Below are 14636 nucleotides of genomic sequence, written 5' to 3' on the forward strand. Positions count from 1 at the left end.
ATTTCGCCCGGCGTCTCAAAACCCTCGGTGGCCTCACACCATACGAATACATCTGCAAGGTCTGGAACTCAGAACCGGATCGATTCATCCTCGACCCGATCCACCAGATGCCGGGACTGAACAGCTAGGGCGATCATGTGGATGCCATCGTCGAGATCTCCGGAGATCGGCACGACAAGGTGACGCTGAACGGTGTCAGCCCGGACGGCGCTGGTGCCCGGGCTTTCCGGTGCAAGGATTTTCTGGACGGCAACCACCTGATGTTGAACCCCGAGGCATTGCCGGCGCGCTGGAATCCCGCGGACGAGGGCGACCCGAACGATCCGAGCACAAATCCCGCCGCCTCGCCTGAAAGGCCCGGCGTTGGTTGCCCATGAGCCCGTGGGTCAAGGCGGGTCTGGTGCCGCCCGCATGGCGCGCCGGAATGCCGTGCAGCCGTAGATCGCGGGCCATCATGGCCGATGCGTGGGCTGCCGCAAGGGGTCAGGATCCGGACAGGTAGTCGGCCGAGACGTAACCGGTCATCCCCGGCGCATCGGCAAGCGAGACCCGGCACCAGAGTTGACCCATCTCGGTCACGCAATCACGGCGTATCAATTCGGTGCCCTCGGGCAAGCCGAGAACAACCCGAAAGCCGAGTCCCGGTCCGGCCCGCAGCTTCAGCATGTCCTGCGGCCCCGTGCCTGTTACGGTGGTGCGGCCGCCTCCGGTGGTTGCGCAGCCGGAAAGCAACGCAAGCATGAGAAGGGTCGTCAGTGCGATGCGGTTCATGCGTGTTGCCCAGTTGTTCCTCCATCCTGTTCTGCCTCAGTGTGTCGGGCATGGCAACCGGCGGCATCACGTGGTTCGGCCAGTTGCGGCACCTTTGCGAGGACGCAGCACGAGGTTCCCGGCAGTCGAGACATGGCGGTTTCCGCCGAGTCTGGTTCGGATGCCTCGGGCATTCAATTCGTCCGCGATTTCCCGTCGAGGCGCGTGGCATTCGAAGCGCATGGTTCCGATGACCGGGCGCAGCTCCCGGGCGAAGGGGTCGGCCGTCTGTCGAACGGTCTCGCGCAATGCCGTGGGTCGCGTGCGGGTGGGCGAGATCGAGGCTGTTGTGATCGGTGAGTGCCGCGCCGTGTTCCGCCAGCCCGAGATCGGGCACGGGACTTCGACCGCGAGGTTGCCGAACCCCTGGTGTGCATCGCCGTTCTCAAAGGCCACACCGCGCTCGGCATCTTCCGCAGCGTGGCCGCCACCATGCGCCCGATCGGGGCTTTGCTGTTCGGGCAAAACCGCTGATGGCAGACCGCAAGCTGCTACGCGATGGTCGAGCCCTCCGCCCAGATGGATAAAGAGAAGATCGCCCGCATTCTCCTTATAGCCACGAAAGTCGCCTGATCAAGCCCTTGGGCTATTCGGGAAACGACACCCGCTTGACCGATATGATCCCTGCCGGCAATTGCGGGAGTCCACGCAGTTTCGTGCGCCAATGGAGCGGGACAGGCGTTTGCAGCACGAGGCGGAAACGATCGCCAAGGCCACCGAGGATCAGTTCGGTCCGGATAATCTGACACGTTTCCAGGCGCTTATGGAATGGCCGCGCGACCGGAAGCGAGCGGGGCGCCGGATGGCGCCCCGGCTTCTGGCCCTGCGCATGTCCGATCTCAGATTGAAGCTTGTGCAATTCAGGGTGTCGTGTACACTACTTTGAGTTGTGCGGCGTGTCGGCATACAACTTTATTCGTATGCAAATGCCTTGTTTCGAGAGCTTTTCACCTGCACCGAGTCGCCGACTTCAGGAGCAATTCCATTGCGAGGTTAGAGAATGAAGCCACTTTTCCCGCCCAGCCGCGACACGCGGCGCTCTTGTGGCACTTCCGCGGCGGTCATTCTTGGCCTTGTCGCCGGCGTGCTCGCGGTCCCGGCCGCCGCACAGGACAATGCATTCGCCCCCGAACTCAGGATCGATCAGGACGCTCTCTTGTCGGGTGACTATCCGCTATCGAAGGTGCTCGAATCCGGCCAGCAATATTTCAACGTGCCCTTCACACCGGCGGGCGCGGACGCCAGTGGCGACGGGCTTGGCGAAGGCCATGGCGGCCCGCGCAGTTTCCAGCGCCACGCCTTCTGGCCCTATCCCTGGCCGGCACCGATGACCGACCTGGCGATGACCGATGCCGAGTTGAACTATCTCTACGAGTTTCCGTTCGTGAAGCTGAACGGTCTCGGTGCCACCAGCTGCTTTGACTGCCACAGCTCGATCGGCACCTACACCCCTCCGAACCAGTCCGGGCCCGGTATGGTGCGCAAGCCCGGAACGCCGGGCGGCGCGGGCGGGTTCTCGACGAACGCCTTTGTCAACTCCGAGTATCCGGCACGCGCCGTGATGCTGGTTCGCAACCCGCCGCACATATTCGGCACCGGCTATACCAACGCGCTCGGGATCGAGATGACCACCGACCTGCGCGCGCAGGCCGAAGTCGCCCGCCTTGTGGCACAGAACACCCCGGGCACGGCGCAAAGCATCGCGCTGATGTCCAAGGGCGTGGACTTTGGAACATTCAGCACGACTTACGACGCCTCGGCGCAGACCTTTGCCGACGACACCAGCGCGGTCAGCGGGGTATCCGGCGACCTCGTCATCCGTCCGTTTCAGTGGAAGGGCATCGCCTCCAGCGTGCGGCACTTCGTGCGGGATGCGCTCGATTTCCACTTCAGCCTGCAGGCGGTCGAGAAGGTCGACTCTGTCGACTGCGACCTCGACGGCAAGAGCGCCGAGGTCTCGGTCGGGTCGGTGTCGGCGCTGACGGCCTATGTCGCGATGACGCGCCCGCCGACGCAGGAAATCCCGACGGGCCAGGAAATGGCGGTCGCCAACGGCGAGGCGATCTTCAAAGGTAGCGCCGCAAGCGTGGTCGCGCTGAACCCGCCGGCCGGAGCAGAAGCGATGTGCGCCACCTGCCACGTGCCGAAGATGCCGCTGGACAAGGCGACGCTGACGATCTTCACGCCGCCGGATGCCGGCGTCACCGCCGAAAGCCAGTGCCCGGACGAAACCGCCTCGCTGATCAACGCCCTGCCACCTGACGTGCCCGTCGAGTCGCTTGTGGTCTTCGAGGCGCTCTTTCCGCAAGTCGTGTCGGACGCCCGCGTGCAGGCCGCGCTCGGTGCCGCCGGGGCGACGCCCGCCAGCGTCTGGCAGGCGATGGAGCCGGTTCTCGACATGTTGGAGGTCGGGGATCTTCTGGCCGCCGGTAACTACCAGATCGACCTGAGCGTCGCCGAGGATCCGTCGCTTCTGCCGCATCTGTTCCCGCGGCTCGCGGCGAATGCCGACGGCTCGGTCGACGTGCCGCTCTATTCGGACCTCCGGCAACACAACATGGGCGCGGCGTTGCAGGACCCAGCTTCGCAGGGGTCGGACGTCGCGGGCATCGCCATCGCACCGCCGATCTTCGTGACCCGTGTGCTTTGGGGGGTCGGTGACAGCGGGCCGTGGATGCATGACGGGCGTGCGCGCACGCTGACAGAGGCAATCCTGCTGCACCGCAGCGAGGGGTCGGAGGCCTCCGACGTGATCAACGTCTTCAGCCAGCTTCAGGCGCCGGACCAGGCCGACCTGATCGCCTTTCTCGAAAGCCTGCGTCTGCCGCTGCCGCAAACGGCGCAGTAAGCGCCCTCGGGCGCGGGGCGGCGTGTCTGCGCACGCCCCGCCCGGTTTCAACTTTCTTTTCAAACTTGGGAGAGTGACGTGAACATTCAGAAACCCGGGCCCGGTACGCCCACGCCCGACTGGGACATCACCCATCTGCGCGAACATCTCCAGGCGGCTGTCGACCTCGAATTCTGGACGATTCCGTTCTACATGACAGCGCTTTACTCGATCAAAGACCGCAATTCCGACGCGTTCAAGCTGATCATGTCGGTGGCCAACGAAGAGATGCTGCACGTCCAGCTTGCCAGCAATGCGGCCAACGCCTTTGGGGTCACGCCGACATTCGATGCCCCGGTCTATGACGACAGGATCGGAATCCCGCATCTCCAGTTTGCCCTCGACACGCCAAATCCAACCGACATCTTCACCCCGCATTCCGCAGAGCTTGGTCCGCTCGATCTGGCTCGCATCAACGCGATGTGCCTGATCGAATATCCGGAATGGCTCACCGCGCAGGGCATCATCCTGAAACAGGACCGGTCCGCCTATGGCTCGATCGGGGCGTTCTACGACGCGTTGCGCTATGGCGCGCGCCAGTATGCCGATGCGGTGCGCGGCAACGTCAATCAGGTCGACATCTTCAAGAACTTCTTCAGCAACTTCCCGACCCAGACCGTCACGGACAACGGCGCCAGGGGGCTGGCCCAGGTGATGACCCTCTTCGAGGCGATCACCGAACAGGGCGAGGGCAAGTCCGAAGGCTCTTCCGAGATCCCGCCAGAGTTCCGCAACACCGCCGACGACGATCAGCCGGACGAAGATCATTATGTCAAGTTCCTGTCGATCCGCGACGCGGCGGCGGGTCTGCCCGCAACCTACAGCGGAGATCCCGATCCGAAACCCGGCACGCCCGGCCACGAGGCACAGCAGATCCTGATCGGCAAGTTCGGCGATTTCCGTGTCACGCTTGCGGCGCTTTTCGCCGGCGCACATCCCGGCCACTTCGGCCGCGAGATGTCGGCACTGGGCGGATACGTCCTGAACTGCTGGAAACTGGGCGCCGTGCCCAAATTCTCCTGATCCGAGGACAATGCCATGAGCGACAAGATCTTTCGTGTTCACCCGTCCATCGGTTTCGCCCGCTTCGGGACGTCGCCGGACTACTATCTTGCCCCCGAAACGGCCGCTGGAATGTCCGGCCCGGAAGGGCAGGACGTCGATGGCGGCCTGCCGATCAAGGCGGGCACCGAGGACCAGACGATCACCAGTTCCGACCTGCGCGACAACACCGGCGCACTGGTGCGCCAGGCCGCGCGGTTCCGCATCTTCGCCTATGATTGCGGCGATCAGGAAACCTATCCGCAGGGCGCCGGCACCGAGATCCGGATCGGTACCAAGGTTGGCGGCAGAACCGTGACCGACATCACCTGGTGCGTGCATCTGGCCAACAAGAAGGCCAATGGCTACTTCATGGAAACCGGCATCGCGGCCGATCGGTCGATCCTGAGCTACTACAATTATGGCGGCACGCCCGGATTGCGCAACGCACAGGAAGGGCCTGACCCGACCAACCCCGCGCGGCTGAAGAAACTGATCATCGACGCCGGGCCTCGCGCCGTGTCCGGCGCCAAGGCGGCGCGCGTCGCCTTTGACCGAGACACACCTTGCGCCTACATCGACGACTCGGGCCAGATCACCGAAGCGCCGGACTACCCCAAGTGCTTTCCGTCGGACGTGTTTGCGAACCTCTACGAGCCCGACGGCCCGATCGACACGCTGGGAGAAATCGAGACCGACGCACATGGCCGGCTGATCGTGCTGCCGGGGCGCGGGCGGGCGGTGGCGTGGACGCAACCGGACGGATCGTATTTCCCTCTGACCAGTTTCGTCGACAACGACGGCTGGTTCGACGATGCCTCGGACGGCCCGGTCGAGGCGATGATCCATTTCGACGACGGCACCACCGCCACGGTGCACGGCGGCTGGGTGACGGCGACCGATCCGGGATATGCCCCCCAGACGCTGAACGTCGTGTCGCTATGGGATGATGTCTATGACGCGTGGGTCCGCGATCTGCGGCTGCAGCCAGAGATCTACACCGGTGGCTACAATCGCGACTTCGAACCGGATTTCGACGAGCATATCTCGCCGACCTTCAAGGCCGCGGCGCTGCAACGCTGGAACACCAACATGCCCAGCTTTGCGATCGATGCCCATGACGCCACCGGCGAAATCACCGCCGACGACGCACCGGGCACCACGATCATGGCGGGGCTTGCGTTTATCCGGAACCCGAACCTGGGGCAGGCCGAAAGCAGCAATGGCGCGCCATTGATGCCGCTTTCGCTGGGTGACAGCGGCAAATCCTTTCTGTCCACCAGCCTGACCCAGTATTTCTTTCTCGAACAGTGGAATGCCGGGAAATACACCAAGGCAAACCCCAAACCGCTGGGCCAGGGCGAACGGTTGGACAAGGTGTCGCTGATGAATTGCCTCGGCGGACGGTTCAGCCCTGGCATCGACATGACCTTCATCGCGCGGCAGAGCAACCTCTACCAGGCCGACTGGCGTGGCGGACCGGGCCCGTTCCGGATCGCGGGGCGGCCGCTCGACTATGCCACCGCCACCCCGAACAAGCCGTTTCTGGGCGAGGGCTATGTGCCGCTGCACACCGGCGAGGGGTCGGTCGAGCCGGGCGACATCTGCAAGTTCATGGCGCTGCCCTGGCATACCGATTACAATTCCTGCGCAACCCACACGACCGCGCCCTATACCAATTCGACCCTCTACTGGTCGTGGCCCGCCCAGCGTCCGGTGGCGGTGTATGCGGCCATGGACGTCAAAGACGGCCAGTTGGGCGAGCAACGCTATTCGGTGCGTGGCAAGGGCACCGAAAATGACAACCCCGCGCTGCAGGGGCGGTATCAGGACTCGGTCGACATGATCCTGAACTGGTCCAGGATCGGGATCGTGATCCAGGGTACCGCCATCGACGGCGGTGACTACAGCCGCAAGCATTACCTCGAGGTTCAAAGCCAGCTGGATGCGCCCGAGGTCGAGCCTTGGCCGATCAACGACACGAGCCGGACCTAGTGGAGCGGTTCGCTGTTGCGATCGTTGGCGCGGGCGTCGCCGGGGCGGCCTCAGCCATAGCCCTTGCCCAGGCGGGGATCGGGCCGGTTTGCCTGCTTGGTGCGCGCCAGGGCGGACGGGCGGTGGGCGAATGCCTGCCGCCGGATGCCAGCGACGCCTTGACCCGGCTGGGCCTGTGGAAAGAATTCCTTGGCCAGGGGCATCTTGCCTGTCCCGGCAGCCGGTCGATCTGGGGCGGGCCGAACGAGGGTTTCAACGATTTCATCTTCAGCCCACGCGGCAGCGGCTGGCACCTGGACCGCGCCGGTTTCGAGGACTGGTTGGTCGCCGAGGCGCAGGCCGCCGGGGCGGTTCTGTGGCCGAAGGCGCGTGCAACCGCCGTCACCCGGCAGGACAACGGATGTTTCACACTGGATCTGTGCGATGCGGCAGACCCGGCCATGAGCGCGGACGTCGTGATCGACGCGACCGGAGCCGCCGCGTGGATCGCCCGCCAGATGGGCGCGCGGCGCCGGGTGCTCGACAGCTTTACAAACCTGTCGGTCTGGTTCGAACGGGTCGACCCGGACACGTTTGGTGCCTCCACGCGGCTCGAGGCGGTGCAGGGCGGATGGTGGTACGGGGCGCTTCTGCCCGGTCGGCAGGCGGTGCTGTCGTTCAGCACCGATGCTGGCACCGCGCGGCAGATCCTGGCCCGGGGCTTTCCGGCCTGGGCGCGTGCGCTTGGCGAAACCCGCCTTGCGTCGCGCGGCCTGAACGGATCGCTGTGTCTTGCCGACAGCCTGACCGCCGTGGCGGCCCTGTCGTCCCGCCTCGACCGCAGCGCCGGGCTCGGTTGGGCCGCGGTCGGGGATGCCGCGGCCGCCTTTGATCCGATATCTTCGGCGGGCATCACCAAGGCGCTTCAGGGCGCGTTGCGCCTCGCCCCCCTGGTCCGACGCTACCTTGACGGTTGCGACGATGCCCTTGCCGGGATGGACGCGCCCGCCAGGTCCGAATTCACCGCCTACGCGGCCGCACGATCCTATTTCTACGCACAGGAAACGCGGTGGTCAAAGGCCCCGTTCTGGCAAGCACGACAGCGCGCGAACGCGGCCCATGCACCGCCTGGACAAGACGCGCGCGGGCCTGCCTTCGTCTGACCGCGTCACGACCGAAACCCCTGCCACTCTCAGCCCCGGAAGGCCGCAACCGATGACACCGACGCCCAATACCGCCGCATATACGGTCGACATCGATCCCCTTGCCCTTGAACTGTCGGTGACGCTCCGCCTGACCGGCGATTTCGTCTGCGACGGCATGCAACTGGTTGTGCCGGGCTGGGTGCCCGGGGATTACGATTTCGAACCCTATGCCCGCGATCTCTTTGACGTGACCGCCCGCGACCCGGCGACGGATGCGCCGCTCACCGTCACCCGCGACGGATGGAACGGCTTTCGCATCCACGGCGCCAACAAGGATGTCGACATCCGCTATCGGGCCTTTGCCTACGAAACCGACTTTGGCGATGCCATGGGGCTGGTGGACAGCGACTATGCGGTGCTGATGGGGGCGCGCTATCTGTTCTGCCCCGACTATGTAGGGGCCTGCGCGGTGACCTATGGCGGGCTGCCGGACCACTGGACAATCCACCATCCCTCCGGGGCCACGCGCGACGGCACCAGCCTGTGCTGGCGTTACCCCAGCTTCGAGATCCTGCTGGACACGCCCGTGGTCATCGGCGCCTTGACGATCAGGGAACGCACCATCCGCAAAGTGCCGTTCTACTTTGCCTTTGTCGACAAGGGTGTCGGGTTTGCGGCCAGGGTCGATGCCTTTGTCGATCAGCTGACCGTCGCGGTCGAGGCGATCCACGATGTCTTTGGCCTGTTTCCGTTCGAGGATTATACCTTTGTGCTATCGCTCAACCCGCAGGCGGATTGGGGGCTGGAACATCTGACCAGCAACATGAGCGGGCTGGGCCCGGACGTCTTTGTGGATGACGACAAGTTCGCAAACGGAATCCGCGTCTGTGCGCACGAGCTGTTCCATGCCTGGAACGTGCGCCGTCTGAGACCCGCTCCGCTGGGGCAATTGTCGCATCACCTGACCAGCGGCTCTTTCACCGAGGGGCTGTGGATGGCCGAAGGCTTTACCCGGTACTACGAGTTCCTGATCAGCACCCGCGCGCGCGCCTATACGCCCGACCAGTTCTTCAGCGCCGTCCTGGGCTATTACCGCCACCTCACGCAGCAACCCGCCTATGCGCGCGTGGCGGCCACGGATTCGTCGCGCGCCACCTATCTCAACCATGCCAAGTATCCGGGGCGTGTGAACAACAGCATCGACTATTACGACAAGGGGATGCTGATCGCCTTTGCGCTCGACACCCGGTTGCGCACCGGTTCGTCGGAATGGACGCTCGATATGGCGTTTCGCGACTTCTATCTGGAGTTCTTTGGAACCGGCAGCAAAGTGGCCTCGGATTACGTGGGCTATACCACGCAGGAGGTCGTCGCCTTCTTCAACCGCATCGAGGCGGGGCTGGGTGACTGGGTCGGCGCGCTTGTCAACGAGCCCGGCCAGCTTGCCACGCCTGACGAATTCACCACTCTCGGGCTACAACCCGTCTACGAGGATACCCACCATCTGGGCATCTTCTTTCTGAATGATGGCGCGCCCACGATTTATGGCGTCGCCGACGACATGCCGGCCGCCGCTGGCCTCGCCCCTGGCGACGTGATCGAGGCGGTCAATGGCTTCGCCTATACGCCCGCCGCGTTGGCATGGGCGGCAAGCGCGCCGGAGGACGTCACCCTGACGGTCCGGCGCGGCCACCGCGTCCTCGATTTCAGCATGACACCAAGACCGGGCCGGAAGATCACCGGCCTGACGTGGACGGGAGACGCCGCGCAAGCCGACCTGATCTCAAGATGGCTCGGTACCGACTTCGCGCCGGCGCAGGGGCAGCAGTTCCCAGTGTCCTTCTACGAGAATTTCCACGGCATCGAGTCGATGGTCTGACCCTGAAGCGACACGGGGGACACCCATGACGGACACGACTTGCGGCCTCATCGTCATAGGCGGCATCGGGCTGTTGACCGCCTACCACGCAGGGCGCCGCGGCCTGCGCGGGTTGCCGCCGGAAAATCCGGCGTCCTTTACTATTCCGGCAGCTTGGCCGGTGTCGTGCGCAAGTTCCGCACGGAAATGATTGGTTGAGCTGTCGCTTTCGGCAAAACCAGCCCGTCGCCACCGTTGCCGAATCCTGCACCGCCGTTCTCATGAAGCCCAGCCGCGGGATAACCTGGCCGAGGACACCCGAGTGCCTGACGGTATCGACAGCCCCGGCCAAGCCGTCCATGACGGCGGCCACCGGATCGCAGGGAGTTGTGTCGTTTCCTCCGGGGCCAACCATGCTATCGTCGATCACGCCAGTGATCGCGCGTTCAAACTTGACGAACTGTTCGCCTGGGGTCTAGGGCGAGGGGACGGGATCGGGATCGAAGTTTCCTTTCGATTGACCAGTCAATTTGCCGGAGGTCCCCAGCGCCCAAGCCCACCCGCACTCTTGTTCTGCAGGAGCGACGGCTGTGTCCAAGCACCAGCTGCCGTTTTGGCAGCGGAGCGGCGCCCGTCGTGTCGCTTGTCACGAGTCCGGCGGTCAGTTCGAAAACGGTCGGAGGCATGTTCGGGTCCTCGATCCGATTCAGGAGTGTTCGCGCCAGTTTGCGGCCGAGCTCCAGGGGCGAAACGCCCATCGTGGTCAGGGGCGGTGTGGCCCCGCCCGCGTCCTCGATACCGTCCAAGCCGATCACTGACACATCGCGGCCCGGCTGTAAGAAACCCTGCCAGGTGGCGGCATAGGTAAGGTCGCCCACCCAGAGCATGTTCGGAGTTGAAACCCGGCGCGCTTCTGACCGCCATGCAGATCGCGGGGTAGTGCGACCCACGTCAATTCCTTCTTGCCGAACTGTGGCGTGCGTTCCGGACGGGCAAGATCTCTCGACCACGCGCCGGGTCATCGGATTGTTTCCGTGAGGAAAAGGCCGAGGTGCAGGTCGCCCGGCGATGTCGTCGTGTTCGTGATCGTGTCGAGATAGGGCTGGTCCGGCGCGCCGCCCCAGAGGGGCGCGGCGAACTCCGACGCGTCGGTGCCGATGGCGTAGTCGTCTATGGTGTCCGCGCCGATCACGCCCACATCGATGACGAACGTATCCGCCCGCCGTCGCCCGACAGCATGTCGTTGCCGAGATCCCAGGCCAGCGCATTGGCCTGACCGTCGCTGGTCAGCGTGGCGTCGATGTCGCCCGACAGAGTATGGTTCTCGATCCCGTCGAAAACGTCCCGACCATTGGGCAGAGGATCACCGGAAACGCTGTCGGTGCCGGCGGGGGGCGGTTACATCATCAGAGCCAATGCGTGCTGCTCCGATGGCGGCAAGGCCAATCTTGCCACGGCTGGCCGGTCGCGGACGGCTCTACCGGCCGATGACCGCCCGTTTCCACTCGCCGCTCAGCAGGCGGCGATGAAAGGCCGGGAGTTTCAGCAATTCTTCCCAAAGCAGCAGCGACAGGACCCAGACCGCCGGGACATCGAACCACAAGACTACCAGCGCTGTCGCCGGAACGCGGAACAGCCATTGCGCCCAGACGAAGACGTGCATCACGTAGATCGTGTCGCCGCTGGCACGCAGCGTGTTGCCGCAGATCGCGTTCGATCCTTTCGGGAAGGGCAGAAGCAGCAGGACGGGCATGAAACCCAGCAGGATTGCACGGGTCTCGTCACTCAGGTCGGCATAGAGGAAGCGCGCCGACAGGCATACCCCAGCATAGATTACCGCTACCGCCCCGGCCGCCCAGAACGCGCCACGCCATGCGCTGCCAAGAAAGCGGTCGAGCGTGGCCTCGTTATGTCCCTTGCCCAGAAGCTGTGCGACGATGATGCAGGTTGCCTGCGCCCACTGCATGCTGATCGTGCCGGCCACCATGATCCACGGGGCGATCAGCGTCATCGCGGCGAATTCGTTCAGGTCCAGGCGGGCATAGATCAGTGTGCAGACATGCATTGCGAATGTGGCGCTGATGAAGGTGGCGGCGATGGGTAGCGAAAAGCCGACATGGCGCAGCAGCGTGGTGCCGAAATCGCCTTGCCGCCACCCCGGGACCCGAAACAGATCGGTGTCCAGCGGCAGCAGACGCCACCCGAGGAAACCGACTTGCACCGCGACGGCAAGCGCGCTTCCCATGGCTGCGCCTGCGACGCCAAAGGCCGGCAGGCCGAAATGGCCATGAATCAGGACGACGCTGGCGATCACGTTGATCGGCAGCGACAGGCAAAAGCTGTACAGAGGCAGCGTCGTGCGTCCGCAGCCGTTGAAACAGCTCGAGAGGCATTGCCCGATGGCCTCGCCCAGGATCACCAGCGAAAAGACGGCGAGGTAGTCCCGGGCAAGGCGGGCGACCTCGTCCGATGGCGCCATGGACCCAATCAGCGCCTCACCGAAAATGGAAATCACCCCGAGCCCCAGGAGGCCGATGACGAGGCTGACCACCAGGCCCGAGAGCAGCGCCGATTTCACGAAAACGGGATCGCCGGTCCCGAAAGCCTGCGCTGCGCGAATCTGCATCGCGTTGGCAAAGGCGCGGTTCTGGGAAGAGCATCCCGGCCTTAAGGAGGCCATTTCGGCCTATGACGGCAACTACTACTACATCCCTTACCTGCCCGACGGCAAATACGGTGGTGCCTGGTACATCCGACAGGACTGGCTGGACGCGCTGGGTCTCGAGCAGCCGCAGAACGTCGACGAATACTATGCCGTGCTCAAGGCCTTCCGCGAGCAGGACCCGAACGGAAACGGCCTGAAGGACGAGATCCCCTATTTCGCGCGCCAGTGGGAAGAAGTGCTGCGCCTGCTGAACCTGTGGGATGCGCGGTCGTCGGGGTCGGACACCTATCACGACTTCTACGTGACCGACGATGGCAAAGTTGTGCATCCCTACGCGCAGGAGGCCTATCGCGACGGGCTGGCGAACATCGCGCAAGGGTACGCCGAGGGCCTGATCGACCCGGAAATCTTCACCCGCGGCTCCAGCTCGCGCGATTACCTGCTGTCCGAGAACCTGGGCGGTGCGACGCATGACTGGTTTGCCTCGACCTCGGGCTACAACGCCGCACTGGTCGACAAGATCTCTGGATTCAACTTCATCCCGTTCCTGCCGCCAGCCTCGGCGGGTGCCGTGCGGATGGAAGAGCACCGCCGGATCCCGATCAAGCCGGATGGCTGGGCGATCAGCTATACGAACAATAACCCGGTCGAAACGATCAAGTATTCTGACTTCTGGTTCACACCCGAGGGCAGCAACCTCGCCAATTTCGGTGTCGAGGGCAAGACCTGGGACATGGTGAATGGCGAGCCGATCTACAAGGCCGAAGTGCTGACGTCCGACCAGGCCGTGAACAGCCCGATGTACCTGGAAGGCGCGCAGATCTATCGCGGCTATCCGCAGGACTACCGCTATGAATGGCAGTGGACCTCCGAGGCGGCCCGCCAGGGGATCGAACTGCACGACCAGCACGACCTGCTGCTCGACCAGTTCCTGGGCGTCGCGTTCAACCGCGATGAGCAGTCGGTCTACGACAAGTACTGGCCGTCGATCCGCACCTACATGCTGGAACGCCAGCAGGCCTGGGTTCTTGGCAGCGGTGACATCCAGGCCGACTGGGACGCCTACGTCGCGACGCTGGACAAGATGGGCTACGCGCAGGTCATCGAAGTGATGAACTCGGCTTACCAGCGACAGTACGGCGACTGAGTCCCGTACGGAATGCACGAGACCGGGCGTGGCCGATGGTGGCCACGCCGAGCCCGACCTCCGCTTGAAGACAGGAAGTCCGACCGATGCGTGGCACCACCACTCCCCTTCTCGACGAACCCAGGGCCGGCCGCCTGACGATCCAGTATGCGCCCGACCGCGACACCGAGATCGTCGAGAACCCGCCGCGGTTCACCTGGTTGCCTGTGATCGAGGACGAGGCGCGCTACGTCCTGCGCCTCTCAGCCGATCCGGGGTTTCCGGCGAAGGGCACGCAGGTGTTCACGAAAATCCCGCTGAACTTCTTCACCCCCGACACCGCGCTGGCGCCCGGTGACTATCACTGGTCCTACGCGGTCTGCGACGCGACCGGGAAACCCGCGTCGTCCTGGAGCGCGACCCGCGGCTTTTCAATTCCCGAGCGTCTGCCCGAAACGCCGCTCGCGTCACGCGACGCGCGCTTCACGAAGGTCACGCAGGCGCATCCGAGGCTCTGGCTGACGCCCGACCGGCTGGAGACGTTCCGCGCGGCGGTCAAGGAAGACCCGGACCACTGCACCTGGTCGACGTTCTACAAGGACTCCGTCCTGCCCTGGATGGACCGCCCGGTGATGACCGAACCTGCGGGCTATCCGAACCACACGCGCATGGCGCCGGTCTGGCGCAAGACCTACATCGAGCTTCAGGAACTCTGGTATGCGATCCGCCACCTGGCCATCGGCGGCAAGGTGACAGGCGACCAGGCCATGCTCGACCGTGCCAAGGCCTGGCTGCTCTAGGCGGCCAGCTGGGACCCGATGGGCGTCACCTCGCGGGCCTATACCGACGAATGGGTCTACCGCGTCACCAACGCCCTCGCCTGGGGTTACGACTGGCTCCACGAACAGTTGGACGAGGTCGAGCGCCAGCGGGTGTGCGCATCCCTCCTGGCGCGCACCCGCGATATCGCCGAACACGCGATCCTCAACGCCAAGATCCACCTCTTTCTGTCAATCGGCACGCAATCTTGACCCCCTATCGGCGTCCAAGAATGACCCCCTTGGAGCGCACGGGTAGCTGGCCCGATGCGGTGTAGCCCCCATACAGCGCAGCCGTATCGGGCCAGCGTG

General features: G+C 64.4%; 13 protein-coding genes and 1 pseudogene. 10 read left to right on the top strand and 4 right to left on the bottom strand.

Going from position 1 to position 14636, the window contains the following annotated elements:
- A pseudogene (locus KB874_RS22580) lies at positions 1–128 on the top strand (IS481 family transposase); the annotation flags it as partial.
- Positions 129–137: 9 nt separating this feature from the next.
- Positions 138–377 carry a hypothetical protein gene (locus tag KB874_RS22585; RefSeq protein ID WP_212538831.1) on the top strand — a complete coding sequence of 80 codons (240 nt, stop codon included), beginning with the start codon at positions 138–140 and terminating at the stop codon, positions 375–377.
- Positions 378–483: 106 nt separating this feature from the next.
- On the opposite strand, the gene KB874_RS22590 is transcribed toward KB874_RS22585, so the two are convergent.
- Positions 484–771 (bottom strand): SH3 domain-containing protein, encoded by a 288-nt coding sequence (locus KB874_RS22590; RefSeq protein ID WP_212538832.1) that lies wholly within the window; start codon positions 769–771, stop codon positions 484–486.
- Between the two features lie 1039 nt (positions 772–1810).
- On the opposite strand from KB874_RS22590, the gene KB874_RS22595 reads away from it, so the two are divergent.
- From KB874_RS22595 to KB874_RS22615, 5 genes are all read left to right on the top strand, one after another.
- Positions 1811–3658 carry a di-heme oxidoredictase family protein gene (locus tag KB874_RS22595; protein ID WP_212538833.1) on the top strand — a complete coding sequence of 616 codons (1848 nt, stop codon included), beginning with the start codon at positions 1811–1813 and terminating at the stop codon, positions 3656–3658.
- Positions 3659–3736: 78 nt separating this feature from the next.
- Positions 3737–4720 (top strand): ferritin-like domain-containing protein, encoded by a 984-nt coding sequence (locus tag KB874_RS22600; RefSeq protein WP_212538834.1) that lies wholly within the window; start codon positions 3737–3739, stop codon positions 4718–4720.
- A gap of 15 nt (positions 4721–4735) precedes the next feature.
- On the top strand, positions 4736–6733 hold the full coding sequence (locus KB874_RS22605) for a LodA/GoxA family CTQ-dependent oxidase (protein WP_212538835.1): 1998 nt from the start codon (positions 4736–4738) through the stop codon (positions 6731–6733).
- Positions 6703–7875 (top strand): NAD(P)/FAD-dependent oxidoreductase, encoded by a 1173-nt coding sequence (locus tag KB874_RS22610; RefSeq protein WP_212538836.1) that lies wholly within the window; start codon positions 6703–6705, stop codon positions 7873–7875. Before KB874_RS22605 ends, KB874_RS22610 begins: the two co-directional genes overlap by 31 nt.
- Positions 7876–7927: 52 nt before the next feature.
- A complete protein-coding gene (locus tag KB874_RS22615; RefSeq protein ID WP_212538837.1) occupies positions 7928–9736 on the top strand; it encodes a M61 family metallopeptidase in 1809 nt (602 codons plus the stop codon).
- 425 nt (positions 9737–10161) lie between these two features.
- Here the strand turns inward: KB874_RS22615 and KB874_RS23415 are convergent, their stop codons facing one another.
- From KB874_RS23415 to KB874_RS22630, 3 genes are all read right to left on the bottom strand, one after another.
- The gene (locus KB874_RS23415) at positions 10162–10737 is read right to left on the bottom strand and encodes a substrate-binding domain-containing protein (RefSeq protein ID WP_428849258.1); all 576 of its coding nucleotides are present in this window, start codon (positions 10735–10737) and stop codon (positions 10162–10164) included.
- Entirely contained in the window at positions 10734–10907 is a 174-nt protein-coding gene (locus KB874_RS22625; RefSeq protein WP_212538839.1) for a hypothetical protein, read from the bottom strand. The genes KB874_RS23415 and KB874_RS22625 overlap by 4 nt, the downstream gene beginning before the upstream one ends.
- A 285-nt stretch (positions 10908–11192) precedes the next feature.
- On the bottom strand, positions 11193–12293 hold the full coding sequence (locus KB874_RS22630) for an MATE family efflux transporter (protein ID WP_346346594.1): 1101 nt from the start codon (positions 12291–12293) through the stop codon (positions 11193–11195).
- Here KB874_RS22630 and KB874_RS22635 point away from each other — a divergent pair.
- From KB874_RS22635 to KB874_RS22645, 3 genes are all read left to right on the top strand, one after another.
- On the top strand, positions 12250–13527 hold the full coding sequence (locus KB874_RS22635; RefSeq protein WP_212538843.1) for a type 2 periplasmic-binding domain-containing protein: 1278 nt from the start codon (positions 12250–12252) through the stop codon (positions 13525–13527). The two genes, KB874_RS22630 and KB874_RS22635, sit on opposite strands and share 44 nt — an antisense overlap.
- A gap of 86 nt (positions 13528–13613) precedes the next feature.
- The gene (locus tag KB874_RS22640) at positions 13614–14306 is read left to right on the top strand and encodes a DUF4962 domain-containing protein (protein WP_212538841.1); all 693 of its coding nucleotides are present in this window, start codon (positions 13614–13616) and stop codon (positions 14304–14306) included.
- An 18-nt stretch (positions 14307–14324) separates the two neighbouring features.
- Complete coding sequence (locus KB874_RS22645; RefSeq protein WP_212538842.1) at positions 14325–14537, top strand: hypothetical protein; 213 nt, start codon at positions 14325–14327, stop codon at positions 14535–14537.
- Positions 14538–14636: the final 99 nt, after the last annotated feature.

The sequence above is a fragment of the Thetidibacter halocola genome (assembly GCF_018224955.1).
Taxonomy (GTDB): Bacteria; Pseudomonadota; Alphaproteobacteria; order Rhodobacterales; family Rhodobacteraceae; genus Thetidibacter; species Thetidibacter halocola.